The sequence below is a fragment of the Sphingobacterium sp. JUb56 genome, from assembly GCF_014191365.1.
In the GTDB taxonomy this organism is placed as follows: domain Bacteria; phylum Bacteroidota; class Bacteroidia; order Sphingobacteriales; family Sphingobacteriaceae; genus Sphingobacterium; species Sphingobacterium anhuiense.
Genome location: NZ_JACHWL010000001.1, coordinates 2,131,462 through 2,158,455, shown reverse-complemented (window position 1 = coordinate 2,158,455; position 26,994 = coordinate 2,131,462). Strand labels below are relative to the sequence as shown.

The 26,994-nt window shown below is 39.9% G+C and carries 21 protein-coding genes; 19 read left to right on the top strand and 2 right to left on the bottom strand.

Annotation, left to right across the window (positions count from 1 at the left end):
- Nucleotides 1-72 precede the first annotated feature (72 nt).
- From FHR29_RS08925 to FHR29_RS08910, 4 genes are all read left to right on the top strand, one after another.
- Nucleotides 73-1,140 (top strand): LLM class flavin-dependent oxidoreductase, encoded by a 1,068-nt coding sequence (locus FHR29_RS08925; RefSeq protein ID WP_183913919.1) that lies wholly within the window; start codon nucleotides 73-75, stop codon nucleotides 1,138-1,140.
- A 20-nt stretch (nucleotides 1,141-1,160) separates the two neighbouring features.
- A complete protein-coding gene (locus FHR29_RS08920; RefSeq protein WP_183913917.1) occupies nucleotides 1,161-1,727 on the top strand; it encodes an NADPH-dependent FMN reductase in 567 nt (188 codons plus the stop codon).
- Between the two features lie 68 nt (nucleotides 1,728-1,795).
- Nucleotides 1,796-2,437, top strand: a complete 642-nt coding sequence (locus tag FHR29_RS08915; protein WP_183913915.1) for a hydrolase — start codon at nucleotides 1,796-1,798, stop codon at nucleotides 2,435-2,437.
- An 88-nt stretch (nucleotides 2,438-2,525) separates the two neighbouring features.
- Nucleotides 2,526-3,713, top strand: a complete 1,188-nt coding sequence (locus tag FHR29_RS08910; RefSeq protein WP_183913913.1) for a cytochrome c — start codon at nucleotides 2,526-2,528, stop codon at nucleotides 3,711-3,713.
- 81 nt (nucleotides 3,714-3,794) lie between these two features.
- Here FHR29_RS08910 and FHR29_RS08905 read toward each other — a convergent pair whose 3' ends face one another.
- On the bottom strand, nucleotides 3,795-4,361 hold the full coding sequence (locus FHR29_RS08905) for a Crp/Fnr family transcriptional regulator (protein ID WP_183913911.1): 567 nt from the start codon (nucleotides 4,359-4,361) through the stop codon (nucleotides 3,795-3,797).
- 596 nt (nucleotides 4,362-4,957) lie between these two features.
- Between FHR29_RS08905 and FHR29_RS08900 the strand changes: the two genes are divergently transcribed.
- The 3 genes from FHR29_RS08900 (at nucleotide 4,958) to FHR29_RS08890 (ending at nucleotide 7,337) form a co-directional block, all read left to right on the top strand.
- Nucleotides 4,958-5,818 carry a helix-turn-helix domain-containing protein gene (locus tag FHR29_RS08900; RefSeq protein WP_183913909.1) on the top strand — a complete coding sequence of 287 codons (861 nt, stop codon included), beginning with the start codon at nucleotides 4,958-4,960 and terminating at the stop codon, nucleotides 5,816-5,818.
- 84 nt (nucleotides 5,819-5,902) lie between these two features.
- Entirely contained in the window at nucleotides 5,903-6,709 is an 807-nt protein-coding gene (locus FHR29_RS08895; RefSeq protein WP_183913906.1) for an inositol monophosphatase family protein, read from the top strand.
- 1 nt (nucleotide 6,710) lies between these two features.
- Nucleotides 6,711-7,337: an NAD(P)-dependent oxidoreductase gene (locus tag FHR29_RS08890; protein ID WP_183913904.1), complete on the top strand. Its 627-nt coding sequence runs from the start codon at nucleotides 6,711-6,713 to the stop codon at nucleotides 7,335-7,337.
- A 271-nt stretch (nucleotides 7,338-7,608) separates the two neighbouring features.
- Here FHR29_RS08890 and FHR29_RS08885 read toward each other — a convergent pair whose 3' ends face one another.
- Complete coding sequence (locus FHR29_RS08885; protein WP_183913902.1) at nucleotides 7,609-10,080, bottom strand: TonB-dependent receptor; 2,472 nt, start codon at nucleotides 10,078-10,080, stop codon at nucleotides 7,609-7,611.
- Between the two features lie 136 nt (nucleotides 10,081-10,216).
- On the opposite strand from FHR29_RS08885, the gene FHR29_RS08880 reads away from it, so the two are divergent.
- From FHR29_RS08880 to FHR29_RS08825, 12 genes are all read left to right on the top strand, one after another.
- On the top strand, nucleotides 10,217-11,257 hold the full coding sequence (locus FHR29_RS08880) for a sensor histidine kinase (RefSeq protein ID WP_168126230.1): 1,041 nt from the start codon (nucleotides 10,217-10,219) through the stop codon (nucleotides 11,255-11,257).
- Nucleotides 11,251-11,973, top strand: coding sequence for a LytTR family DNA-binding domain-containing protein (locus FHR29_RS08875; protein WP_311732292.1), 723 nt, complete (start codon nucleotides 11,251-11,253; stop codon nucleotides 11,971-11,973). Before FHR29_RS08880 ends, FHR29_RS08875 begins: the two co-directional genes overlap by 7 nt.
- 315 nt (nucleotides 11,974-12,288) lie before the next feature.
- Entirely contained in the window at nucleotides 12,289-13,275 is a 987-nt protein-coding gene (locus FHR29_RS08870) for a hypothetical protein (protein ID WP_183913900.1), read from the top strand.
- 498 nt (nucleotides 13,276-13,773) lie between these two features.
- Complete coding sequence (gene fsa, locus FHR29_RS08865) at nucleotides 13,774-14,439, top strand: fructose-6-phosphate aldolase (protein ID WP_168126232.1); 666 nt, start codon at nucleotides 13,774-13,776, stop codon at nucleotides 14,437-14,439.
- 5 nt (nucleotides 14,440-14,444) lie between these two features.
- Entirely contained in the window at nucleotides 14,445-15,302 is an 858-nt protein-coding gene (locus FHR29_RS08860; RefSeq protein WP_168126233.1) for a transketolase, read from the top strand.
- 8 nt (nucleotides 15,303-15,310) lie between these two features.
- Nucleotides 15,311-16,288: a transketolase family protein gene (locus FHR29_RS08855; RefSeq protein ID WP_168126234.1), complete on the top strand. Its 978-nt coding sequence runs from the start codon at nucleotides 15,311-15,313 to the stop codon at nucleotides 16,286-16,288.
- A 137-nt stretch (nucleotides 16,289-16,425) separates the two neighbouring features.
- Nucleotides 16,426-17,268, top strand: a complete 843-nt coding sequence (locus tag FHR29_RS08850; RefSeq protein ID WP_183913898.1) for an esterase family protein — start codon at nucleotides 16,426-16,428, stop codon at nucleotides 17,266-17,268.
- Between the two features lie 109 nt (nucleotides 17,269-17,377).
- Nucleotides 17,378-19,831: a glycosyl hydrolase family 95 catalytic domain-containing protein gene (locus tag FHR29_RS08845; RefSeq protein WP_221197831.1), complete on the top strand. Its 2,454-nt coding sequence runs from the start codon at nucleotides 17,378-17,380 to the stop codon at nucleotides 19,829-19,831.
- Nucleotides 19,832-19,913: 82 nt separating this feature from the next.
- Nucleotides 19,914-21,395, top strand: coding sequence for a xylulokinase (locus FHR29_RS08840; RefSeq protein ID WP_183913896.1), 1,482 nt, complete (start codon nucleotides 19,914-19,916; stop codon nucleotides 21,393-21,395).
- 6 nt (nucleotides 21,396-21,401) lie between these two features.
- The gene (xylA, locus tag FHR29_RS08835; protein ID WP_021190371.1) at nucleotides 21,402-22,730 is read left to right on the top strand and encodes a xylose isomerase; all 1,329 of its coding nucleotides are present in this window, start codon (nucleotides 21,402-21,404) and stop codon (nucleotides 22,728-22,730) included.
- Between the two features lie 236 nt (nucleotides 22,731-22,966).
- Nucleotides 22,967-24,820, top strand: a complete 1,854-nt coding sequence (locus tag FHR29_RS08830) for a sialate O-acetylesterase (protein ID WP_221197830.1) — start codon at nucleotides 22,967-22,969, stop codon at nucleotides 24,818-24,820.
- Nucleotides 24,821-24,900: 80 nt separating this feature from the next.
- Entirely contained in the window at nucleotides 24,901-26,988 is a 2,088-nt protein-coding gene (locus tag FHR29_RS08825; RefSeq protein ID WP_221197829.1) for a hypothetical protein, read from the top strand.
- Nucleotides 26,989-26,994 lie beyond the last annotated feature (6 nt).

Here is a 26,994-nt window from a genome sequence, read left to right as displayed (position 1 = left end):
ACTTATATAGCCTAATTTTGTGTAGCAAACTAGGATATCAGATGCAGATAATATTCAAATTATAACGATAATATGGAAAAATTCAGAATTGATAAAGGCAAAGGAATAGAGATCGGCTTATACTCTTTGGGCGACCATTTTCCACATGCACAGCCTGAAAAGAATGTAAGCGAAGCACAACGGTTAAAAGAAATCGTTCGTACAGCTGTATTAGCTGAACAGGCTGGACTTGATGTTATTGGTGTAGGTGAAAGCCATCAGGAATATTTTATTACATCGGCTAATCAGGTTGTACTAGGTGCTATTGCACAGGCTACAGAAAAGATCAAGATTGCCAGTTCTGTGACGGTACTGAGTACTGCCGATCCGGTTCGGGTATATGAAGAATATGCGACACTCGATCTGTTATCAGAAGGACGTGCCGAGATTGTTGCAGGCCGAGCTTCACGTTTGGGAGCTTTTGAATTATTGGGCTACAATGTCAGGGATTATGAAGAGCTGTTTGAAGAGAAAATGGAACTTCTAATCAAGCTTAATTCGGAACGTGTGGTTACCTGGAAGGGTAAATATCGACCAGCTCTCGAAAATGCGGAAATATTCCCCAAACCTCTTCACGGATCAATTCCAATATGGAGAGGAGTAGGAGGACCTCCTGCAAGTGCGATTAAGGCAGCTTATCAAGGAGTGCCGATGATGCTGACTACTTTAGGTGGACATTCGGCTGTGTTTAAAGAGTCTGTTGATATCTATAGACGGGTGGCTAAGGAATCAGGATTCGACCCGGCGCAGCTGCCAGTGGGTACAACAACATTAGCGCACATCAATAAAGATTCGCAACAGGCTATGCGGGAGTATTATCCCTATCTGAACCATGCATGGCAAAATATTAGAGGAGGTGCGTATCCCAAAGCGGCTTTCGCGGAGACAGCGAGCACCCAGAATGCGATGATGGTCGGAAGCCCGCAGCAGATTATTGATAAGATGCTTTACCAATATGAACTCTACCAGCATGACCGCGTATTGTTGCAGATCGATTTTGGTGGAGTGCCCTATGAAATGGTGGCAAATACGATCGAGCTGCTGGCGACAGAAGTACTACCGGTTGTCAAAAAAGCAACGCAAAGGAATATAGTATCATAAAGGGAAAAGGAGAGGTAATTATGAAAGTAATTGGTATATCGGGATCAATAGTTGGATCCCGCACAAGAATAGCGGTGGAACATACCTTAAATAAAATGAAGGAAATGAGACCTGATCTCGAAGTGGAGCTGGTCGATTTGGCATCTTTTAAAACAGTTTTTAGCGACGGAAGAGATTTTAGGGATTATGAGGGAGATACCCGCACGCTTATTGAAAAAGTCATGACGGCAGATGCGTACATCATTGGGAGCCCTACCTACCAGTCTTCTATACCGGGTGTGCTCAAAAATGTATTTGACCTGCTTCCTATTGACAGCTTTAAAGATAAAGTGATCGGTATTATCTCTACAGCGGGTTCAGAAAAGCATTACTTAGTCGCGGAATATCAGCTCAAGCCGATTCTGCATTATATGAAGGCTGTGGTGGTGCAGAAATATGTGTTTCTGGAAGAAAAACACTTTCACAATGGTCAGATCGTCGCTGATGACATTGCATTCCGATTAGATCAGCTTGGTCAGGATACACTTGATGCTATCGATGCAACGGTTCTGCTTCTTAAAGCGAAAGACGATGCTTATGATTTTTAATTTTCAAAATAACAAAACATACAACACGAGTTTAATTCAATTATAATTTTCATTTAAATTTTAACAGCATGAGTTCATTACCAATCCGTAACCAAGTGGAAGACCACTTGCTTACTTCGCAAAATTCCGCTTTAATCGTTATTGATTATCAACCTGTTCAGGTTAATTCAATTGCTTCTATGGACAGGCAGTTGTTAATTAACAATATCGTCGGTGTAGCGAAAGCTGGCAAAGTATACCAATTGCCAACAGTGCTGTCAACAGTAAATGTACAGACAGGTTTTAATAAAGAGACTATCCCGCAGTTAAAATCTGTATTGAAGCATCTGCCATCGTATGACCGTACCACGATCAACTCGTGGGAAGACAAAGAATTTGTTGAAGCGGTAAAAGCTACGGGAAGAAAAAAATTGATTATGACGGCGCTATGGACAGAGGCATGTCTTACTTTTCCGGTATTGGATGCATTAAAAGAAGGTTATGAAGTGTACATCGTAGTCGATGCGGTTGGAGGTACGTCTTTAGCTGCTCATGATGCGGCTATCCGCCGTATGGAGCAAGCGGGTGCTGTATCAATCAGTGTTGCACAACTGTTCTGTGAATTGCAACGTGATTGGAACAGAGCTGAAACGGCACAGGATTTCATGAAATTATTTGTAGAGACTGGTGGTACTGCCGGTATTCAGTTTTCATATGATGCGACAGAATAAGGGCTATAAGTAGATAGCAGTTTTATTAAATTAATAATCAGAAATAGGTTGTAGCAAATATCTACAACCTATTTTTTTAATCAGTACAATGACTATAACTTTAATTATCATTTTTATCCTGTTTCTTGTACTGGTATTTGTGCTTGTTGACAGGATGCTAGAAGTGCTAAAGCAGCAGCAGTATCATGATGCGATTCAGGAAGATCGGTTTATGAAAATCGTAGATATTATTTTCAATGATTTTTTTGAATGGAAAAGATGGCGGAAATATTTATCTGTTGGAATTATTATTCTGATTACGGTTTTCGGTCTGGGATTTTTATTTGTTCAATACAGTTTACCGCGTGTGCCTGCTCTGCCCGAGCTAAGTATCGATCATGGGGATACTACGCTTTTAAAAAGAGGTAAATATCTGGTGGAACATGTGGCCATCTGCACGGATTGCCATAGCCCTCGAGATGTTTCCCGATATTCGTGGCCTGTGGTCCCTGGACAGGAGGGAGCTGGAGGCCCATTTTTATCCCAGAAGGCTGGTTTTGATTTTCCTGGAGAATCTTTCACGCCTAACGTTACTCCTGCGGGCGCTGTAGGAGGATGGTCCGATGAGGAACTTTATCGACTGTTAACTTCGGGTATCCGTAAAGATGGATCGACGGTCAATCATGCGATGCCATTTGAAGCTTTTGGTCAGGCTGATCCCGAAGATCTGAAAGCTATTATTGTTTACTTAAGAACACTGAAACCAATAGACAATCAACCTGCAGGTGAGACTTCAATAGATTTTTTCTACCAGTTGACGAATAAATTGATCCCGAGGAAACCTAATCCGATATACCTATCATCACTTAAGAATGCTGTTGATTCCGGAAGATATCTGGTTACCATTGCTGCTTGTAATGACTGTCATACGCCAAAAAAATGGGATGATTCCTTTGATATGGAGCGCGCATTTATGGGCGGTTTAGAATTCCCGATGCCTACTGGAGGCTTTACGCATTCTGCCAATCTTACTCCTGATGAAAGTGGACTAGGGGATTGGAATGAGGATACTTTTGTGAATAGGTTTCGAAGTTTCAGAGATAGTACCGCACTTTATACTGTTGCTCAAAATTCAGTTAATTCACTGATGCCCTGGTCTGCTTACCGCAATATGACCGATGTTGATTTAAAAAGTATTTATGCTTATTTAACTACGCTAAAACCGATTTATAATCCGGTCGTCAAGTTTACAAAGCAGTCCCTTAAAACAAAAAATAGAAGCAAAACGGATGGTTAAACGTTGGTTACGTACAGCTGAATTCATGAATTCAATATAGTTGAATTCCTCCGTAAAATGAGTAAGGTGTTTAATTGGTTGCTAGCCCGTTATTTTACTTAAAAATTCGGGCGTTACGCCAATGTACGATGCAATGTGTTTTTTTGGAAGTGATTGTATTAAAGTGGGGTACCTTCTACAGAAACTTTCATATCGCTCTTTAGCAGGTAAGCTCAAATTTTCAATCAGCCGGCACTGACAGGTTTTGAACGCACTTTCTGCTAATAATCGAAAAAAACGTTCCATTTTAGGAACAGCCTCGTATAGGTAATTTTGATCATTATTGGACAGTAGCAATATCTCACTGTCAGATACAGCATCTATATACATAACACTAGGTTTCTCGTCCTTGAGGCTACTCATATCACCGATCCACCAGCCTGAAGGAGCAAATTGTAAGATATGTTCAATGCCGTTTTTATCAATAGAATAACTTCTAAGACATCCGCTGATTACAAAGAAACCATATTTCTGTATTTCCTTTTCCTGTAACAGGTATTGTTTCTTTTTGATTTTTTTCTCTTTCAAAAGAGATACAACCAACTTCTCTTCGTCATTTGTAAGCTTGACATGCTTTGAAATAGCTTCTAAAAGAAGATCAGGCTTCATGCGTAATTATCGATTTGTATATAAAGGAATAAATATATTGATTTTAATGTTGACTGTATCTCATATTTGTTTTAAATAGAAAGATTTTGAAGAAGCATTGCTTCAGCCGATTTTTTCTCTTGGTCATGGTCTGCATATAGAGATGATGGAGGTAGTCGGGACGGTTGTGATTTACGTGACAAGCCGGTTGCTTGGAAGACTGAGGAAAGTACGGTGATCTTAAATAAAATGTTACTTGTAAATATGTTTAAGGAGAAAGCTGTTTTATGGATAAGTATAGCTGCTAAAACGGCTTTCTTTAATTTCCATTTTGATACTGTGCATATCTCTCTTCTTAATTTGGTTTTTCAATGATCAAAAGGGGGACGCTGTTTGAATTTAAAATTAGAAACTTAAAGGACTTTTAGTTTTTTATTTTAATAGATTTGAATGCTCTTAAAGTAGGAATCGGATCTACTCTATAGCCTCTTAGCTTAATATAACTTTTTGTGCATTTGCCGTTTTAATGAATTTAGAATATAACGCTGATCATACAAATTAAAGGGTTTTATTTTTTAGTTTTGTAACTATTGGACAACAACTTAGAAGCATTAAATTTGAAGTATCAGAAACATAATATTGAACAGTTTGAAATTTTCCCCCATGCCAAAGCGGGTATTTTCGTCCTAAATATGGATAACCGAGAAGTTGGGTCACACAACATTTCGAGACCTCATCGGGATGATCACTGTCAATTAATGATCGCTTTGAGCGGTAACTTTAGATTAAATATTGATTTTGAAAATGTTGAGTTTACTGGTCCAGCGTTACTTTTTGTGTCTTCCGAACAAGTCCATTATATTATGGAAGTAAAAAATCCTCATGGATGGATGTTCAACATTGATGCCTCTTTAATTAACGAAGAATTACTTCAGATCATAGAAAATAAAATCCGTAATCCCCTAATACTTCAAAATGGATCTGCTTTCCATGAGCAGCTTGCATCACTAACAGCGTTAATTGAAAATATACAATTAAACAATAGTAATCACTATACTGAAAAAATTATGCATTCCCTAGTGAACGGTCTTCTAGGTATTATTGCAGGAGAAATTGTAGCTATTTCGCCTATCGCTAAGGAGAAAGAAAATAGGGGTGTTTTGATAAAAGAAAAATTCATTAAATTGCTTAAAGAGCATTTTAAAAATTGGAAACAACCTGCAGAATACGCCTCTGCACTTTCTATTTCAACGTCCCATCTAAATGATACAGTAAAATCTTTAACAGGAGGATCGGTATCCACTCATATTCAAGCAGCATCGATTATGGAAGCCAAAAGATTGCTATATTTTACAGATGGTACTGTTAAGGAGATTGCTTATAAAGTTGGTTATGATGAACCTGCTTATTTTGGGAAACTTTTTAAGAAAATAACCAATCTTACACCTCTTGAGTTTCGGAATAAATTCCGTGATTAGAACTATCTTTCCCTGCTTTGAAACTATTATAAAGTATAATTCTGTAAGTAGTTTTGCATTAATAATTTAACACAGAAAATTGATATGCAAAATGAAATCAATATCCCAATCATCTTAGCTTCTGTAAGAAAGATAGGGGATGCATTTTTAAAACAGTATAAACAAAATACCATACCTCAAAGTATGGATGAACTTTTGAAACAATTAGAAGATATTGATGTATTGTGTCTTACATCTTTGAAAAAAGATCTCACTGCTACTTTTTTCCATATGCCTTGGCATATCGGTGATGAATTTGATACCGAATCGCAAAAGGAGTCAACCATAAAAGGGGATTACTGGCTGTGTGATGCAATGGATGGTGCCATCCAATATCTTCAGCATATTCCGGGATGGACAATCAATTTGGCATTTATTCGTGATGGAAAACCATTATTCTCCGTTATCTATGATCCCTTGGCCACTGAAATGTTTTGGGCAAAAGAAGGTGCGGGAGCTTATATGAATGGTAAACCTCTTATGGTTAGTAAGAAAACTGATTTGGGGGTGATGTTGTCAGTCTTTGAATACGGTCATCAAGATAAATCGACAAACCAACTTAATAAAGAAATTGGAATGACAGTTACAAGACTGCTTGATAATTTTGGAATTGTAAGAAATTATGGACCTCACGGATTGCAATTGGCCTATGTGGGCGCTGGAAGAATCGACCTGTTTATTCAGGAAGATATCGATACCTATAACTGGATAGCAGGTATGTTAATCGCTAAGGAATCAGGTGCCGAGATATTGAACGCAGACGGAATTCCCTGGCAATGGGGGAGCGAAAGCCTATTGGTAGCAAGGAAAAGTATCACCGAAAAATATCTTGAAATAAAATCATTAAAATAAAATGAATATAGCAATAATAGGGGCAGGGGCGGGAATTGGCTTACATGCGGTTAAACAGGCTGTTGAAAAAGGACATACGGTAACGGCATTATCGACAAATACGGATCAGCTCCCTACGCATCCCAATCTCATTAAGATAAAAGGAAGTGCAACAGTGTCTGATGATTTGAAAAATGCAATCAAAAATACTGATGCAGTCCTTATAACTGTTGGAACAAAGAATAAAAAGGCAACGACTCTTTTTTCTGATATTGCCAAAGCACTTATAAGCGTTACAGCTGATCTGAACTTTTCTTCGCCTGTTTTGGTCATCACGGGCTTCGGGGCCGGAGAGAGTAAAGGTTATTTAAGTTTCTTTATGCGCACAGTCATTTCATTGTTTCTTAAAGATCAGTATAACAATAAAACCATCATGGAAGATTTGATCACAGCGAGTGCTATAAAATGGGAAATCGTACGACCAGGAATGCTGACGGATGGAGAGTTGACTTCATCTTATCGTGTATTACCCAACCTTAAGAAAGGAATGAAAGTTCGGAAAATATCGCGAGCTGATGTCGCACAATTTTTAATTACCGAAGCCGAAAACCCTAAGATGCTTCACCATTATGTAGCATTAACGAATTAATGATGAAAAATAGAGACGGGAGTAATACTGTCTATTTTTATTAATGAAAGGAGTGTTTATTTGCTTTTTATAAGATATTTGCTTGCAGATATTTCTATCAGAATGAAACTGAAGGAATGAATAATAGATGGTTTAAGAATACACATGCCTGTCGCTTTTAAATAGTAAAACCTGATAAGATATGGGTACCTGGAGATTCCGAACTTTTACTTCAACATTCCCTAATTTTTTATTTCAAAATGATCTAGTCCGGTATGATAGGGGAGCTAACTTACATGTCAGACTCTCCTCCAGATTTCTGATCATCATTTTTAATATTCGAATCATGCTTCTCCTTTTGCGAATTGCTCTTGCCGAACTTCCACGAAAAGTTAATGCCAAAGGATCGAAATGGAATGGCAAAATTTCCATGCTGTTCATATTGATCGGTTTTTGCATATGAACCCAGATTCTTTACTTTTTGAAATGGATCGACCATAGTAAGCCCTAAAGTACCTTTCTTCTTCAGTATTTCTTTTTTTACACTTAAATTCCACATATTAAAGGAGGCATAATACCCTTGGAATGTTCGCTCTGGAGCATCAAAAAATAAAAAAGACTCGGCTATCCATCCTTTTTTCAGATCTACAGTACCGCTGATAAAGGTCTTGTAATTGATGAAAGTCTTATTTGCCTGATGTGTCAAATTACCGTACAGATCTTTGGGCTGTATATGGTAGGTATAGAGATCGATATTTCCTCTCAACGTCAATATTTTAAATAAATCGACAGATGCAAAGATATTAGTTCCAAATGATTGTGTTTCGCCGATATTGGCGAAAGTCTGCAATACGATTGGCTTTTCGTTATGGATTGTATTCCTGTAAACAGGTTCAATGACATTACTGTTTCTTCGGTGGTATAGGGAAAGATTAAGCATGCTTTTTTTCATAGTGAGATGTGTGCTCAATTCCATGTTATGCGACAGTTCAGGGGCTAATTGCGGATTGCCCTGTGATTGACTGACAGGGTCTGATTCATTTCGGAAGGGGTTTAGAAAATATAGACTTGGCCGTTGCATGCGCTGATTATAACTGATCTTCAAATTTAACTGTTCTGAGACTTTATAGGAGATCACTGCGCTAGGGAGAATATTGTGCTGCTGATCACGAAAACTAGCTTGCTGATTGATTGCTTTAATTTCTGCTCCTGTATACTCATATCGAACTCCGGCTTTAATATCGGTTCTTGTGTTTAAAGGGATCTGTAGCGTCGAATAGATGGCGCTTACATCTTGTTTGTAACTAAAATTGTAAGTTCTTTGACTGACATTTAAATAGACATCATCCTGTCCGATTGTATCGACTTGAATAGTAGATTGGATGTCCCTGAAGATGGCTTTTGCGCCCAATTCTAAAGTGGCCTTTTTGATGGGATGGGTATAATCCAGCTGTATCGTTACTTCTTTATTCGCGCCTGCGTTCAGTCCTTTTTCATCAGGACGAAAATTATTCTGCAGAAAGAAAGATTGATAATTTGTATTGGCGTTATTTTTAGATAATTGAACGGAAAAGTTTAATTCTTGATTTTTCTTCTGAAATTTTCGGATGTAATCGGTACTCCAGTCAAATCCTCCGAATCGAACTTGGTTGTTATTGATACTGCTGATAGGGGCACTTATTGCATAGCTTGTCTTGAGGAGATTGTCTGTTTGGATAGTGAGTTGATTGATATTGAAATTGGAAATGAGGAGATTATTGGAATCAAGTTCATAATCTAATGATAGGCTCCCTCTTAAACCATTCCTTTTGTTCCGGCTTTCGGTTTCTTGTTCGATATAGGGCTCCTTATTCAAACGTTCCTGATCAAATGTGATGCGTGTATCAACAGGCCAGCTCCAGGAATTCCCCAAATTTGCATTCATGCCTAATTTGCTCTTTCTGATGCTGATATTTCCATTGAAATTATTCTGTCGGGTCCCCAGACCACCAGAGTATGATCCATGTACTCCATCGGTACTATTTCGTTTGGTATTGATAATAATTATTCCGGAACCACCTTCTGCGTCATATTTTGATGATGGACTGGTGATCACTTCTATATTTTTTATCTGGTCTGCAGGAATCATTTTTAGGGCATCTGCCATATTATTATTATTATTATTCATAGCCCCTGAAGGCTTTCCGTCAAGTAATATGCGGACATTTCGATCTCCTTTTAGCGATACATTACCCATTGCATCCACAGATAATAGCGGTACTTTTCGCAATGCATCAGCCGCATTTCCTCCAGACAGGGTGGGGTCAAGTGCCGTATTATAAATAAGCCGGTCTGTTTTGATTTGTACAAGCGGTGTTTTATGGTATACATCCACCTGTTGCAACTGATGATTGGCGGCAGACATACCGATCATACCTAAATCAACATTACCGTTATTGATGTTAATGGAGTGTTCTGTACTGGTCGCGTAACCCAATGCGCTCACTTTTAGAAGATAGTTGCCGGGCTGAACCGCTGTGATTTTAAAATTTCCTGCTGCATCACCAATGACTGTTTTCATCGGTCTGCCATCAGCAGTATCTTTCCTATACAAATAGATACTTGATGCTGGAATCATTCTTTTTGTTAAAGAATCAACTATTTTTCCTGCAATGGTGTGCGCTTTAAACTGTCGTTTTATTTGGCCAAATGAGCAATGTGGCAGGTTTAAAAGTAGGAGCAGTACTACTGGTTGCATTATATAAAGTACCTTATTTTGTTTCATAATCAATGTTTCCCCAAATGTTCAAACTTTGTTGGACACCGTAAATTTTATTACGCCAACGGGGCGGGAAATGATGTTAAACTAAGATTTATAGATTCACGTAATATTAGGTGCCATTGGTGTAAAAAATTATAAAATGGTTATTAAATTTTTAAATTTGGGTATGACGAATAGAAGGCTTTTGAGCATCGTTTTATTTTTTTGGCTGATTTCATTTTTATACCTTATAATCGGAGCAATTTTATTTTCAAGATCATCCTTTGAAGGGGTGATCTTGATTGTGTTTTCGCAATTACTTTTATTGGGAGAGATCATTGTCTGTCTGTTCTATATCTTCCCAAAATTTTGGCGTGCGAATAAAGCGATTTCTTTAACGGTTAGCGTTATATCATTGCTTTTAACCATTGTATTTTTGAGGTATTCTTTTGAAGAAGTGCTCTTTGTGAAGTATCTTGGATTCAAGCCGAACCCTCATCTTGATCCTTATTATTTCATCTACGATAACTTTTATTTTTCATTACCGGGAGTCTTTATCGCCCTGATTGTGTATCTGGTCGCGAAATCTTTTGAGGTTGAAAAAAAGAACAAAGTGCTTCAGGCGGGGATGGAACAGGCGGAATTGAATTTCTTAAAATCGCAGCTCAATCCTCATTTTCTATATAATACCTTAAATTATATGTATTCCATAGCGTTGCCTTTGTCCGAAAATTTATCAACTGCGATCCTAAAGCTGTCGGATACCATGCGGTACACGCTGGCGCAGAATAAGCGGGATATGCTGACGCTTGGTGAAGAAGTCGTGTTTATTGAAGATTATATTGCCCTCCATAGCATGCAGTTTCATCCTAATTTTTACCATACATTTTTAATAACGGGAGCAATAGACAGGCTCTTATTCCCACCTTTATTGCTTGCTCCATTTGTGGAGAATGCCATTAAACATGGCATAACACATGTTGAAAAGCAACCGGTCAATATCCGTTTAAATGTCACGCCAGCAATATTGGAATTTGAAGTGTCTAATTATATCAATACACAATTTCAGGAAAAGGGCAGTGGTATTGGAATCGCTAATGTTAAACGTCGGCTCGAAATTTTATATCCAGGGAAACATACTTTACATATGGAAAAGAATGATCTGGTTTATCGTATATCTTTAATTGTAAAATTGTGGTAAAGGGTGAGATAGATCGTAAAAGATATCGGTGCATAGCACTGGATGATCAATTGTACGCGACAGGAATTATTGCTGCATATGTTGACAAGACCCCAGATCTGACTTTTATCAAAGCGACCGATGATGCATTTGATGCTTTAAATATGATTATGAGCGGACATGTTGATCTGGTATTTTTAGATATTCAGATGCCGACGATAAACGGTATTCAATTTCTCAAACGTTGCGGAAATAAATGCCGGGTTATTTTAACTACAGCCTATCCAGACTATGCACTGCAAGGTTTTGATCTGGATGTGGTGGACTACCTGCTGAAGCCATTTTCCTATGAGCGTTTTCAAAAGGCTGTAGATAAGTTTCGGTTATTACAATTGGCGTCCATGACGCCGCAGGTTGAAAATGACTATCTGTTATTAAAAGGTGATGCTAAAAATAAATATTATCAGGTTAAATTTTCAGATATCATGTTTATTAAGGGTTTGAATAACTATATATCCGTCTACACGAAGGATCAACATATCATTACTTATATGAATCTGAAAGAAATAATTAATCTGATTCCTACCCGACTTTTCTGTAGGGTGCATCGTTCCTATATTGTATCTTTTAACTATATCAAATTTATAGACGGAAATTCTCTGCTAATTGATGAAGAGAAAATTCCCATCAGTGAAAGCTATAAGGCTACATTTTATTCGAGATTGAAGGAATTTTGATAAGGGGTATGATGTATTTTATAAGGTAAATTTCAAAATGTTATCTTTTTTAATTTCTTAGTAGGGTATAACAAGGTCATCTAAAACATCTTTGTATCTGTTTCGTTCGTGCTATTTTAATTGGTAGTATGATCACACTAAAAATCATAGCACTAATTTAAAAAAATCTCATTAACTCAAGTATTGTCGTAAGTGTAGTTCTCGCGAAAATGGAATTGTTTTTAATTACTGTTTGCTAAAATAAATAGATTTATTACTACTTATTTTAGTTATTTATGTTTATATTAGTGTTTGATAATCAATTAACCATGAATTATGATGAGGCAAAAATTAAGACGTGTTGATGATCCCTTGTGGAAATCGATACTGGAGCAGACTTTTGCAGATTTCCTCCGATTTATGTTTCCCGAAGCTGAATTGTTATTTGACTTGAATAAACCTTTTGAATATCTCGACAAAGAGTTTGAGACCTTATTTCCGCCAGAAAAGAGTAATAAAGGTAAAAGATTTGTCGATAAGTTAGTAAAAGTCTATATGAAAGGTGGAGGTGAGCAATTTATCTTTTGTCATATTGAAGTGCAGTCCAACAAGGGTAATAATGATTTGGAAAAACGGATGTTTGAATATTATTATAAAATCACTGATCGATATCAGGTGCCAGTTTGTGCCATAGCGATATTGACTGATGAGAATAAACATTATAAGCCAAAGTTGTATGAACAAAGTTTTTTAGGAACGACTTTACGGTATGAATTCAATTACTATAAGATTCTAAGTCAAAATGAGGAAGATTTACGGTCTAATCCGAATCCATTTGCTGTTGTGGTATTAACGGCATTTTTGGCTATAATTAATAATAATGTGACCGACGAAGAACTTAAAGATATTAAACATGATCTTTACGATCAAATGATGAAAAGGGATATGGAAAAGACTACACGTCAGGGTATTTATGATTTCCTGGCTTATTATGTTAGTTTTGAAGATAAAGAAATTTTTATTAAATTTGAACAAGAAATCGATACAAAATTAGGAAGGAGCACAACAATGGGTACACGTGAATATTTATTGGAAAAGGCTAAGCGAGAAGGACAGGAGCAAGAACGTGGATTAGCGGCGGTACGCATCAAGAAATTGGAAGCTCTTGCTGAGGCTGAAAGGGAGAAAGCTGAAGTAGAAAAAGAAAAAGCTGAAGTAGAAAAGTTCGAATCAGCTACTAAAATGTTGAATAGTGGTTTTGATATAGCGATGATTTGTGATATTTTATCTCTGACTCCGGAGCAAGTCGAAAAATTGAAATAAAGTTTTACTGAGCTAATATTAAAAAAGGTGCCTTTGGACACCTTTTTTTGTTGATATCAATTCTCTTTTAGAATAAGTATTTGCGCAGGGGTAGCAGTGTACCATAGTAATATGTTTTCGGCTGTAATGTAGTGACATATTGAAAAAGTGACATAGTTAAGACGTAACATATTGACGGAGTAACGGGACAAGGGAGTGACCAGCCGGCTGTTGGGGAGATGGAGGAAAAAGTGATTAAAAAGGAGATTCTTTATAGAGTCTCCTTTTTTGTTTATGGCTTTTGACATCTACTTCTTCTATTCAACTGTTTTCTGCAAGGAAGGTGATTAAACAGCCTATAGCTGTGTTTCAGGACTGTATTTTGAACATTTTTACCCTTATTTTTAAGATCTGTTTCATTTTTTTAGACCCTATTAGTATAGTTTTGTTTTGCAATTAGAGATTCTGAAAGGCTCTTTTGTAGACCAAACCATAAACTACTAAACTTAAATTTAATAAATGAAATTTTTTATTGACACAGCCAATTTGAACGATATTCAGGAAGCCCAAGACTTCGGGGTTCTCGACGGTGTAACGACCAATCCTACCTTAATGGCTAAAGAAGGAATCAGTGGAGATGATCTTGTTAAGAAACATTACCTAGCCATATGTGCTATTGTCGATGGCGATGTTAGTGCTGAGGTGATTGCTACCGATTATGAAAATATGATAGCGGAAGGACAGGAGCTGGCAAATTTAGATAGCAAAATAGTGGTCAAAGTACCCATGACTAAGGCGGGAATTAGAGCCATCAAATATTTTAGTAACAAAGGCATTAAAACCAACTGTACATTAGTTTTTTCTGCAGGACAGGCATTATTGGCTGCAAAGGCAGGTGCTACTTATGTTTCGCCATTTATAGGCCGTCTGGATGATATTTCTGTTGATGGGCTTGGTCTTATTAAAGAAATCCGAACAATATATGATCATTATCTCTTTCCTACACAGATACTAGCGGCATCTGTACGTAATAGTACGCATATATTGGGTTGTGCCAAAATTGGAGCAGATGTTATTACATCGCCCTTGTCGGCCATTCTTTCTCTTTTAAAACATCCCTTAACAGATAGTGGCCTAGCGCAATTTTTAGCGGATCATAAACGGGTAGCTGCTCAAAACAATTAATCGCGATGGAAATTAATAAAAAGAGTATTTCTGAGCTACAGGCTATTGTTTCGCAAGTGCGAAGAGATATCGTTCGCATGGTGCATGCTTGCCAATCGGGTCATCCCGGAGGCTCTTTAGGATGTACAGAGTTGTTGGTTGTGCTCTATTTTGAAGTCATGAACCGGAAAGAGGGATTTGATATGGATGGAAGTGGTGAAGATCTGTTTTTTCTTTCGAATGGCCATATTTCCCCTGTCTTCTACAGTGTACTGGCGAGAGCAGGTTATTTTGATGTGGCCGAATTGGCAACGTTCCGCAAGCTGGGAACCCGGTTGCAGGGGCATCCTACCACGCATGAAGGTTTACCAGGAATCCGTATTGCATCAGGTTCATTAGGGCAAGGATTATCCGTGGCAATCGGTGCGGCACAGGCGAAAAAACTAAATCGTGATGCAGGCCTGGTTTATGTCCTGATGGGCGATGGTGAACTGCAGGAAGGTCAGGTATGGGAGGCTGCGATGTATGCGCCACATAATAAAGTGGATAACCTGATTGCCATAATTGATTATAATGGTGCACAGATCGATGGGGCGACGAAAGATGTACTGTCTCTAGGTGATTTACATGCCAAGTGGTTAGCTTTTGGCTGGCAGGTATTGGAAATACATCAGGGAAATGATATCGCTGCTATATTGGATGGACTTACTCAAGCGCAACAGCAGGCTCGTCAAGGTCTTCCTACCGTTATTTTACTGCATTCTGAAATGGGAAATGGTGTCAGTTTTATGATGGGATCACATAAATGGCATGGAGTTGCTCCAAATAACGATCAATTGGCTGATGCTTTAGCACAGAATTCACAAACATTAGGAGATTATTAAGCAAAAAAATGAAAAAATATACATATAGCGAATCTCGGGATACCCGCTCAGGCTTTGGAGCGGGACTGTTGGAAGCTGGCCGTCAAGATGAACATGTCGTGGCACTTTGTGCTGATTTGATCGGGTCACTAAAGATGAACGATTTCATAAAAGAATTTCCGGAAAGATTCTTCCAGATCGGTATTGCGGAAGCCAATATGATGGGAATAGCGGCAGGTCTGACCATCGGGAATAGGATTCCGTTTACAGGTACTTTTGCCAACTTCGCAACCGGAAGGGTTTATGATCAAATACGCCAATCGATCGCTTATTCTAATAAGAATGTGAAGATCGCGGCCTCGCATGCAGGATTGACACTTGGTGAGGATGGTGCGACGCATCAGATTTTGGAGGATATAGGGTTGATGAAGATGCTACCAGGGATGACAGTGATCAATCCTTGCGATTATAACCAGACCAAAGCTGCGACGATTGCTGCCGCAAAGTATTTCGGTCCTGTGTATCTCCGTTTTGGAAGACCTGTAGTACCTGTCTTTACACCAGAAGATCAAGAATTTGAGATCGGAAAAGCGGTTATGCTGAACGAAGGGAATGATGTGACTATTATTGCCACAGGACACTTGGTCTGGGAAGCCATTCAAGCAGGTGAGCTTTTAGAGCAATTGGGTATAGATGCAGAGATTATTAATATACACACCATTAAGCCGTTGGATGACAGTGCAATATTGAAGTCGGTTCGGAAAACAGGTTGTGTGGTGACTGCTGAAGAGCACAATCGCTTAGGTGGTTTAGGAGACAGTGTTGCACAGCTGCTTGTCAAGAATATGCCGATCCCACAAGAATATATTGCTGTTGATGATTGTTTCGGTCAATCGGGGACTCCTGCGCAGTTAATGGAAAAATATGGTTTAAATGCGGCGAACATCGTATCTGCAGTAGAGAAAGTGATTTCCAGAAAAATAGATCAATCTGCACAAGTGATATAAACCCTTTAATCTTCTGAATTCCATGGATTCAAAAAAATAGGTAAGGAAAAGGTCGGCTGATTCATGCTTATTGAAACCTAAATTGATAAATGATCAATTTATATAAGTGTTAATATTCAATTATAAACCAAATGATTATGAAAAATATTTGGACGGTGTTATGTATAGTCCTATCCATTACGGTATTAAAAGCTCAAACCGTTACAGCTCCTGAGGGGTTTGCTGTATATCAACCGGATATTGTACATGGTAAAATAGATACGATTACTTATCCTTCATCAACTGTTGGTATAGAACGGACGGCTTTAGTGTATTTACCTCCTGGGTTCTCGGCAAAGGAATTGTACCCCGTACTTTATCTTTTACATGGGATCGGTGGCGATCAGTTTGAGTGGTTAAACAATGGTACTCCTCATGTTATTCTAGATAATCTGTATGCACAAGGTAAGCTGGAACCGATGATCGTGGTATTGCCCAATGGCCGTGCCATGAAAGATGATCGTGCTATAGGTAATATCATGGATGCGGCTAAAGTTGAGGCTTTTGCGACGTTTCAAAGAGATCTTATTGATGATCTTATTCCATATGTCGAAAAAACTTATCCTGTGAATGCGAACCCTTTGAATCGTGCCTTATTTGGATTATCCATGGGGGGAGGTCAAGCTCTAAATTTTGGTCTTGGCAACTTGGATACATTTGCCTGGGTCGGTGGATTTTCTTCCGCACCCAATACCCTAATGCCTGAGCAACTGATCCCACATCCGCAAGAAGTAAAAGACAAACTCAAGTTACTTTGGCTTTCTTGTGGCGATCAAGATGGTTTAATCACTATTACGAACAGAACACATGATTATTTGAAAAAGCATGAGGTACCGCATGTCTTCTATATCGAGCCGGGAGGACATGATTTTAAGGTTTGGAAGAATGATCTGTATCAGATTTCGCAATTGTTGTTTAAGGAGCGTAGTCAGGGTAAATGATCACATTTTGAATATGTATGTAGGCTATTTGGTTCCTGAAACAGGGTTATAAGTTGACCAATACAGGCTAATCAATGTATAAAATAATAAGTTGAGGAAACAAAATAGCATGATGAGATTGATGGTTGCTAAATTATTTACGATCATAGGGATAGTAATGCTGTCCATATTCGGCTGTGTTGCATATGCGCAGCATAAAAGCTCACTAAAATTGTGGTATGATCAACCTGTCGTTGATCAGATCTGGGAACAGGCATTACCGATCGGGAATGGGCGTTTGGGAGCGATGGTGTATGGTATACCGGAGCGTGAAGAATTACAGCTTAACGAAGAAACGATTTATGCAGGGGGACCATACCGCAATGATAATCCGAATGCGTTAAACGCACTTCCTCAAATTCAGCAATTGATCTTCGCTGGTAAAACAGAGGCGGCCGATCGCTTAACAAATCAATCATTTTTTACCAAAACCCATGGCATGCCCTATCAGACGGCGGGCAGTGTTATATTAAATTTTCCTGATCATAAACATTATCAGCATTATTACCGCGAACTGGATCTCGAAAAAGCTGTCGTGCGGTCGCGCTATACGGTAGAAGGTGTCACCTATACGCGTCAAGTGTTTTCTTCTTTTGCTGATGATGTGATTGTAATGGAAATAACCGCTAGTAAAAAGGGTGCTTTAAATTTTGATCTCGAATATGCAAATCCCTCCGAGTGCAAGGTTTATAAATCTGGTCAAAGCCTAATTTTAGAAGGCAGCGGGACATCGCATGAGGGTATTGAGGGAAAAATCAGGTATCAAAAGCATACTGCTGTTAAAAATAAGGACGGCCGTGTCACGCTCACGGATAACAAACTGACCGTATCGGGTGCGACATCGGTCGTGATCTATATGGCTGTTGCCACAAATTTTGTGAATTACAAAACCCTTGATGATCAGGAAGCAGTCCGGGCGGCCAGTACATTGGCAAAAGCAAAAGAGAAAGCTTTTAAAACGGCATTGAAGCAGCATATCGCAATGTACAGCAAGCAATTCGCACGATTCAAATTAGATCTGGGCCAAACAGCAGGACAAGAAAATCTGACGACGACTAAACGGATTGAAAGTTTCAAAACGACGCAAGATCCAGCTTTGGTGGCGTTATTGGTGCAGTTTGGACGGTATTTATTGATCTGCTCTTCTCAGCCTGGTGGGCAGCCTGCCAATTTGCAGGGAATCTGGAATAGATCGATGAACCCGCCATGGGATAGCAAATATACGGTCAATATTAATACCGAAATGAACTACTGGCCAGCGGAGGTTACTAATCTTTCAGAAACGCATGAGCCCCTTTTTCAGCTGATTAAAGACTTGAGCGAGAGTGGTCGAGAAACTGCACGGGTACTCTATGGTGCTGATGGATGGGTTACGCACCATAACACAGATCTCTGGCGGGTGACCAGTCCAATTGATTTTGCGGCAGCAGGTATGTGGCCGACAGGCGGGACATGGCTAACGCAGCATTTATGGGAGCACTATTTATACACCGGTGATCAGAAGTTTCTTACTGAAGTGTATCCTGTCATGAAAGGAGCGGCCGATTTTATTCTTTCTATATTGATTGCACATCCTAAGCATAAAGACTGGCTGGTCATTGCACCCTCCATATCTCCCGAGCACGGGCCGATCTCTGCGGGGGTTACCATGGACAATCAACTGGCTTTCGATATCCTTACACGTACGGCATTAGCGAGCGAGATTGTCGATCAAGATGCCGCTTATCAAGCGAAATTAATAAAAGCCGCTCGAAAGCTTCCGCCTATGCAAGTAGGCCGATATGCGCAATTGCAAGAGTGGCTGGAAGATCTTGATGATCCTAAAAGTGACCATCGGCATGTATCGCACTTGTATGGCCTGTATCCGGGAAACCAAATATCGGCGTATCGGACGCCCCAATTATTTGAGGCTGCTGCTAATTCATTGCAGTATCGAGGTGATTTTGCGACAGGTTGGTCCATCGGCTGGAAGATCAATCTATGGGCACGTTTGCTCGATGGGAATAAAGCGTATCAGATCATTGACAATATGTTGACTTTAGCGAATCATAAAAATCCGGATGGACGGACTTATCCCAATATGTTTACAGCCCATCCACCTTTTCAGATTGATGGAAATTTTGGTCTGAGTGCAGGAGTTGCTGAAATGCTGCTACAGAGCCATGACGGAGCGGTGCATGTGCTACCCGCGTTGTCCGAGTTATGGAGCGATGGCGCTGTCTCGGGTATTGTAGCTAGAGGTGGATTTACTGTTGATATGAACTGGAAAGATGGTCAGATTCGGAACATTGCTGTTACCTCAAAAATTGGCGGAAACCTACGTTTACGATCCTACTGGCCACTTAAAGGTAAGGGGTTGAAGAGAGCAGCTGGTGAAAACTCAAATAACCTGTTAAACCCTATAGCTGGAAAAGAAGCCCTTGTGTCATCACAAGCGACTTTGAAAGGGCCGCATTTGAAACCAATCTTTGAGTACGATATGGCTACTCAAAGAGGAGAAAAGTATGTTTTTAACGCACAGTAATTGCTTTAAAAGCATGTGAGAAGATAATGTTGACGAACAATAGGGAATAAAGAGACCAAAAAAAATATTAGAAAAATAGGATATGTTATTATTAGGAATAGATTTAGGGACTTCCTCTATTAAAGTTTCGGTTATTGATGCACAGACCAATAGGAGAATTGTGTCTACACAGTACCCCGATAGCGAAGCTGCAATTATTTCGGAACAGCAGGGCTGGGCGGAGCAAGATCCCAATCTGTGGTGGGAGCATACAAAATTGGCGATAAAAAAGCTTAACAGTACAGGACTTTATAATCCGAAGTATATCGGTGCCATTGGAATTGCTTATCAAATGCATGGCCTCGTGATCGTAGACAAGGATCAACGACCACTTCGTAATGCCATTATCTGGTGCGATAGTCGAGCCGTTGCAATAGGCGATCAGGCAATCTCAGATCTGTCTTCGACTGGTTTTTTGGCCTCACATCTCAATTCTCCAGGAAATTTCACCGCTTCAAAGTTAGCCTGGGTGAAACACAATGAACCCGAACTGTATGCGAGGATACATAAATTCATGCTACCGGGTGATTATTTGAGCATGTGTTTAACAGGTGAAATTAATTCCAATATCAGTTCTATATCGGAAGGAATCTTATGGGATTTTAAGAACAATAGGATCTCGGAGACCTTACTTGATTATTACGGTATTGATCAGGATTTAGTTCCAGAAATTTTAAATGTTTTCTCAAATTATGGACTGATCAAACCCGAAGTAGCGGATGAACTGAACCTTTCCAGAGATGCTTTCGTGAGTTATAAAGCCGGTGATCAGCCTAATAATGCACTTTCTTTGAATGTATTTGAACCCGGAGAAGTGGCTGCGACTGCTGGTACATCGGGTGTTATATATGCGGTTACGGATCAACTGGTGTATGATCAGCAGTCTCGTGTCAATACATTTGCGCATGTCAACCATAATTCTTCGCAGACAAGCTTAGGAGTGCTGCTCTGTATAAATGGTACCGGTATCCAAAATAGCTGGATGAAAAAAATAACGGCACTGGGAAATGACTATGTACAGATCAATCAATTGGCGTCTAATATCGCCATAGGTTCTGATGGTATCACGGTTTTGCCTTTTGGCAATGGTGCCGAAAGAATGTTAAAAAATAGAATGGTGCATGCCCATATCGAAAATATTGATTTTGTACGTCACGACGAAGCGCACCTGTGGCGTGCCGCTCAAGAAGGAATAGCTTTCTCTTTTCGCTACGGTCTGGATATTTTGAGGCAGAATGGAATAGAACCAAAAGTAATCCGTGCCGGACATGCCAATTTATTTTTAAGCCCCGTATTTCAGCAGTCTTTTGCTGGGGTGACACAGGTAGAAGTCGAGCTTTATGATAATGATGGAAGTGTGGGGGCAGCGCTGGGAGCTGGAATCGGAGCAGAGATATTTGCTTCTCGGAAAGAAGCATTTGCCGGATTGGAGAAACATGCGATCATTGAACCTTCACATATCACTTTATATGATGAGCTGTATGAGAAATGGAAAGATAGTTTAAATAGGAAATTGTTAAATTAATAAAAAATGGAAGTATTATTAGGAAATCAGGAGTATTTCAAAAACATTGGACAGATAAAATATGAAGGGGTAGATTCGGATAATCCACTCGCATTTAGATGGTATGATGCAAATCGTGTGGTAGCAGGAAAAACGATGGCCGAGCATCTAAGATTTGCATGTGCTTACTGGCATTCGTTTAATGGGAATGGATCGGATCCGTTTGGAGGACCGACACAGTTTTTTCCATGGGATGCCAAACCTACGATCATAGACCGGGCAAAAGATAAAATGGATGCCGCATTTGAATTTATGACGAAAATGCAATTGCCTTATTATTGTTTTCATGATGTCGATCTGGTTGATTACACCGATAATGTGGTTGAAAATGAACAAAATTTGGAGCATATCGTCCACTATGCCAAGGAAAAACAAACACAGAGCGGTATCAAATTGCTCTGGGGAACTGCTAACCTGTTTAGCCATCACCGTTATATGAACGGTGCTTCAACCAATCCTGATTTTCATGTACTGGCGCATGGTGGTGCACAGGTAAAAGCCGCTATTGATGCCACGATTGCCCTTGGCGGTGAAAATTATGTGTTCTGGGGAGGACGTGAAGGATATATGTCGCTCTTAAATACAGATATGAAAAGAGAGCAGGACCATCTGGCCCGTTTTTTACATCTGGCTAAAGACTATGCCCGTAAAAATGGTTTCAAAGGTTCGTTCTTTATTGAACCTAAACCTTGCGAGCCTTCTAAGCATCAGTATGATTTTGATGCGGCAACGGTGATCGGATTTTTGAGAAAGTACGATCTACTGGATGATTTTCAGTTAAACCTGGAAGTAAATCATGCGACGCTGGCAGGGCATACTTTTCAGCATGAATTGCAAGTTGCTGCAGATGCGGGGCTTTTAGGGTCTATCGATGCTAACCGTGGTGATTATCAAAATGGCTGGGATACGGACCAATTTCCAAACGATCTGAATGAACTGACCGAGTCTTTGTTAATTATTTTAGAGGCTGGTGGTTTAAAAGGTGGCGGTGTTAATTTTGATGCTAAGATCCGCAGAAATTCAACCGATCCTGCCGATCTGTTTTATGCGCATGTCGGTGGAATGGACAATTTTGCTCGTGCTTTGGTCATTGCTGACAATATTCTTCAGAAATCTGATTATAAAAAAATACGTTCAGAGCGCTATGCGAGCTTTGATACTGGTGCCGGTGCTGATTTTGAGCAAGGAAAATTGACCTTAGAAGATCTCCGGAACTTTGCTGCTGAAAATGGTGAACCTAAACTTATTAGCGGTAAGCAGGAATATTTAGAGAATTTAATTAACCGTTTTATTTAACCCGTTTTAGTAATTGTTTTTTTTTCGTTTTAGTTATGGGAAGGGCTTCTGCTCTTTTCATAACTTATTTTAATTTTATCAAGTCCATAACCAATTGACCTGTTATTCCTGTCATAAGATGCAGAGCGATGCGCAATCATCGCAATCTTAACACATCCGATGAGATAATAAGCATATGGAGGGGAAGAAACTTAAAACCGCGATTTTTTTATACAAGGAAAATATATAATTGTTCTATGAGAATTATTGCCATTCTGTTCAGCTTTTTTATTTACCAGCATGTCGTTGCCAAGATCAGGCTTCCGGCTTTAATCAGCGACCGTATGGTACTGCAGCGCGAAGTGGATCTGAAATTGTGGGGCTGGGCAGACAGTGGCGAGAAAGTAACCATCCGTTTTCAGGGAAAAATTTACCATACACAACCTGATGCTGCTGGCAAATGGTCTGTGAGCCTGCCTCCGCAGCAAGCTGGTGGACCGTTTCTCATGGAAATTAATGAATTTGTGATTCGGGATATTCTTATTGGCGATGTCTGGCTGGCCTCAGGACAGTCTAATATGGAAACCCCTATAATGCGTTTAATGGATCGGTATCCCGAGATCAATGTGTCCAATAATCACATGATACGCTATTATAAAGTACCGACACAGGAAGTGATACAGGAAAAAGAGGAGATTGCTTCGGGCGCAAAATGGTACTCAGCGACAGCTACTGATGTGATCAATTGGACCGCTTTAGCCTATTTTTATGCGCAGGAAGCATACCACCACACGGGGGTTCCTGTAGGTATGTTGGTGGTCAGTAAAGGTGGCAGTACCATTCAAAGTTGGATTAATCAAGCGCATTTAAAAGAATTTCCACCTTTGACCGTCAATAAAGATGCATTAGCTGTTCTAGAAAATGCGGCGGTAGATCAGGGGGCCAATAAATGGTACCATGCAGATTGGGACGATCGTGACTGGAAGAAAGTAACGGTGCCAAGCCGCTGGAATGAAACAGGTCTGGATGTTAAAGGTACGGTCTGGTACCGTAAAGATTTTAATTTACCTCCTGATATGGGGGGCAAGCATACTAAACTTTACTTAGGAACAATGGTCGATCGTGATTCTGTCTTTGTGAACGGCATATTTGTGGGCACTACTTCTTATTTCTATCCTCCCCGCAAATATGATATTCCTGCAGGAATTTTGAAATCGGGAAAAAATAATATCACCATCCGTTTAACAGCTCATGCCATTGATGGTGGCTTTATCCCAGATAAACCATACCGAATGAGCAGTGATGAAATAGAAGTAGACCTTACGGGAGAATGGAAATATAAAGTTGGCCAAGATTTAAATGTATTGGAGCAGGCAAAAAAACAGCTTCCAAATCTGCAAACCATGGGGTCGATGCTTTACAATGGTATGCTCTATCCATTGCGAGACTATCAAGTGAAGGGGGTGATCTGGTATCAAGGGGAAAGTAATGCAGGAGATCCTAATTATGGGAAGTATTTAAAAGCACTGATCGCAAATTGGCGGACAACATTTCAAAAAGTTGAACTTCCTTTTTTACTTGTGCAGCTCCCTAATTATGCTCCGAAATCTGTCAAGCCACCAGTTGAAAGTGGTTGGGCCCGCGTTCGGGAAGCACAATTGCAAACCGCATTGGAAGTATCTAAAACGGCCTTGACAGTAACTTATGATCTGGGCGAATGGAATGATATTCACCCATTAAATAAAAAAGATCTTGCCTACCGTTTGTTTTTGCAAGCACGTCGATTGGTCTATGGAGAACAGGTGGTTAGTGAAGGTCCGCTTTATAAAAATATGAAGATCGATGGAAACAAGATTGTTTTGTTTTTCCATCAAAGTGCAGGCGGTTTAAAGAGTCGTGAACATCGTTTAAAACATTTCGCCATAGCTGGCGAAGATAAGGCCTACGTGTGGGCAGATGCAGTTATTCAAGGTAATACGGTCATTGTGAGCAGTAATGAAGTTCCGAACCCTGTAGCCGTTCGTTATGCCTGGAGTGATAATCCGGAAGAAGCAAATCTTCAAAACAAGGAAGGATTACTTGCCTCGCCATTTCGTACTGACAATTGGTAGTGAGCTGTGGGGTAGCGGGGCGATGCATGCGGGGGTAATCAATAATATAGCAGAGAAAAATTATGAATAAAACTAAATTTATGTTTAAGAAAAAGTCAGTCTTACTGTTCTGTGCAGGTCTGTTTGCCCTATCGGCAACCGATGTGATGGCACAGCCTAATGCGATAAAAAGTAATCAGACACAAAAGTTTGTTCACAAAGGTGCGGGTAATCCCTATTTGCCACTTTGGGAGCATTTACCGGATGGTGAACCTCGCGTCTTTGAGGATCCTGATCATCCAGGAAAATACCGTGCTTATATCATCGGGTCGCATGATCTGAGATTCGACAGTTATTGTGGACCTGATATCCGGATGTGGTCTGCACCTGTAGATGATCTGTCCAGCTGGAGAGATGATGGACCTATTTTCACTTACGAAACTGGTGGGCAATGGGATGTCATGTATGCACCGGACTTAGTTGAAGTAAAAAGAAAGGATGGCCGCAAAGAATATTATCTATATCCGCACAGTCGGGGAGAACACCGTGAAGCTATGGTGGTGAAAGGAGATCGTCCTGATGGACCTTTTAAACCGATCAATTTAACGGAAGATGGTACACGTACGTTGCCTGGAAGCGTGATTGGATTTGATCCGGCTATATTTGTCGAGCAAATAACAGATCGGAATGATCCTGATTTTGAAATCGGTTTTAGAGCTTATGCCTACTGGGGTTTTCAACGCTCTTTGGCGGCTCAATTAGATCAAAATACCATGTACACGGTGAGACCCGGAACAAAAATAATCGACCGTTTTATTCCCGCAAGCGCAAGTTATGGTGTGTTAAGGGATCCAAAGGGTACGGAATATGCGCATGTTGTAACGGGAGAGGATTTGGGATCTTTTAACTTCTTTGAAGCTTCTTCCATCCGGAAAGTGGGCAATAAGTATGTGTCGGTATATAGTGGATATTCGGGGCCTGAATACGGTGTCGGAAGTTCGAACTCTACCTTGCGTTATCTGATTGGTGATTCACCATTGGGGCCATGGAAGAGTGGGGGTGTACTGGTCGATTCTCGCGGGCCGGTCCTAAATCAGGATGGTACAGCAATAGAAACGAGTAATGCGGGGCATAATACGCATGGCAGTATCGAGGAAATTAATGGGCAATGGTATGTTTTTTACCATAGACCTCCAAGAGGATTCGGATTTGCGCGTCAGGCAGTAGTCGCTCCGGTTATCATCGATTGGGATGAAAAACCAGTCGCACAAGGTGGGTCGGTACGAATCAGGGCTTATGATCCGTATGCCGAAAATAAAATGGTGACGGTTAAGGATAGTCAGGGTAAAGAATATAAGGGTGCAGAAGTGACTTCTGAGGGCTTCCACATTTTTGGACTCGATCCTTATCAATACTATTCAGCGGGATATACGGCCCACCTTTCTGATATCAGTACCATGCAAGATTCTTGGGATATATGGGATAATCATATGCCGGTTACAAATCTCAGAAATGGGAGTGTTGTCGGTTTTAAATATTTTGGTTTTGGGGGTCTGAAGCAGGATCAATTTGGACTGAAAGCTTTTGAAGGAACAAAAGAAGGAAACAATACCATGTTTAACCTGTTTATAACTCCAAAATCTAAAAAGTCCTTTAAAGTTAATGTTTGGATGGATGGTCCTTATGATAATGCCACTTGGAAGGGTCAGAAAATAGGGGAAATTGTCGTTCCGGAGAATGCTGCGGGTGAAACGGCAGCATTTAAAATTGATGTTTCCAAATATGTTGATCATCTGGATAAAAAGCATGCGATATACCTGGTTGCGGAAGGGGAAGATCATGAAATCCTGTTTGACTTTATTGGTCTGGGATTTAGTTCAAAGAAACATAAAATTGATCGTCCAATCGTGCCTCAAGTGCGTATCGCTGTCAACGGCAAAGCGCTGGAAATACCGGCTGTACCTGTCCGCTCTACCAATGCAAATGGCATTGTTGACTATGGTCAGTATGAGATTAAAAGTAAAATTTCATCGCAACAAGCAGCTGCTCCGGTTGTGACGGCATCTTCGGATAATCCGGCTGTTAAAATCACCATTAATCAAGCAACATCATCTTCGGGAGCTTGTCGGGTAACATTTAACTACAACGGTGTGTCCAAGATTTATAATGTTATATTTACTGCTGATTAAGTCTCT

What these genes read in the sequence shown, in the direction of transcription:
- FHR29_RS08905 (WP_183913911.1), bottom strand. Translation starts at nt 4,361, where the DNA reads ATGAAGCCTGATCTTCTTTTAGAAGCTATTTCAAAGCATGTCAAGCTT.
- fsa (WP_168126232.1), top strand. Translation starts at nt 13,774, where the DNA reads ATGAAATTTTTTATTGACACAGCCAATTTGAACGATATTCAGGAAGCC.
- FHR29_RS08920 (WP_183913917.1), top strand. Translation starts at nt 1,161, where the DNA reads ATGAAAGTAATTGGTATATCGGGATCAATAGTTGGATCCCGCACAAGA.
- FHR29_RS08850 (WP_183913898.1), top strand. Translation starts at nt 16,426, where the DNA reads ATGAAAAATATTTGGACGGTGTTATGTATAGTCCTATCCATTACGGTA.
- FHR29_RS08925 (WP_183913919.1), top strand. Translation starts at nt 73, where the DNA reads ATGGAAAAATTCAGAATTGATAAAGGCAAAGGAATAGAGATCGGCTTA.
- FHR29_RS08825 (WP_221197829.1), top strand. Translation starts at nt 24,901, where the DNA reads ATGTTTAAGAAAAAGTCAGTCTTACTGTTCTGTGCAGGTCTGTTTGCC.
- FHR29_RS08870 (WP_183913900.1), top strand. Translation starts at nt 12,289, where the DNA reads ATGATGAGGCAAAAATTAAGACGTGTTGATGATCCCTTGTGGAAATCG.
- FHR29_RS08885 (WP_183913902.1), bottom strand. Translation starts at nt 10,080, where the DNA reads ATGAAACAAAATAAGGTACTTTATATAATGCAACCAGTAGTACTGCTC.
- FHR29_RS08840 (WP_183913896.1), top strand. Translation starts at nt 19,914, where the DNA reads ATGTTATTATTAGGAATAGATTTAGGGACTTCCTCTATTAAAGTTTCG.
- FHR29_RS08860 (WP_168126233.1), top strand. Translation starts at nt 14,445, where the DNA reads ATGGAAATTAATAAAAAGAGTATTTCTGAGCTACAGGCTATTGTTTCG.
- FHR29_RS08895 (WP_183913906.1), top strand. Translation starts at nt 5,903, where the DNA reads ATGCAAAATGAAATCAATATCCCAATCATCTTAGCTTCTGTAAGAAAG.
- FHR29_RS08915 (WP_183913915.1), top strand. Translation starts at nt 1,796, where the DNA reads ATGAGTTCATTACCAATCCGTAACCAAGTGGAAGACCACTTGCTTACT.
- xylA (WP_021190371.1), top strand. Translation starts at nt 21,402, where the DNA reads ATGGAAGTATTATTAGGAAATCAGGAGTATTTCAAAAACATTGGACAG.
- FHR29_RS08890 (WP_183913904.1), top strand. Translation starts at nt 6,711, where the DNA reads ATGAATATAGCAATAATAGGGGCAGGGGCGGGAATTGGCTTACATGCG.
- FHR29_RS08880 (WP_168126230.1), top strand. Translation starts at nt 10,217, where the DNA reads ATGGTTATTAAATTTTTAAATTTGGGTATGACGAATAGAAGGCTTTTG.
- FHR29_RS08830 (WP_221197830.1), top strand. Translation starts at nt 22,967, where the DNA reads ATGAGAATTATTGCCATTCTGTTCAGCTTTTTTATTTACCAGCATGTC.
- FHR29_RS08910 (WP_183913913.1), top strand. Translation starts at nt 2,526, where the DNA reads ATGACTATAACTTTAATTATCATTTTTATCCTGTTTCTTGTACTGGTA.
- FHR29_RS08845 (WP_221197831.1), top strand. Translation starts at nt 17,378, where the DNA reads ATGATGAGATTGATGGTTGCTAAATTATTTACGATCATAGGGATAGTA.
- FHR29_RS08855 (WP_168126234.1), top strand. Translation starts at nt 15,311, where the DNA reads ATGAAAAAATATACATATAGCGAATCTCGGGATACCCGCTCAGGCTTT.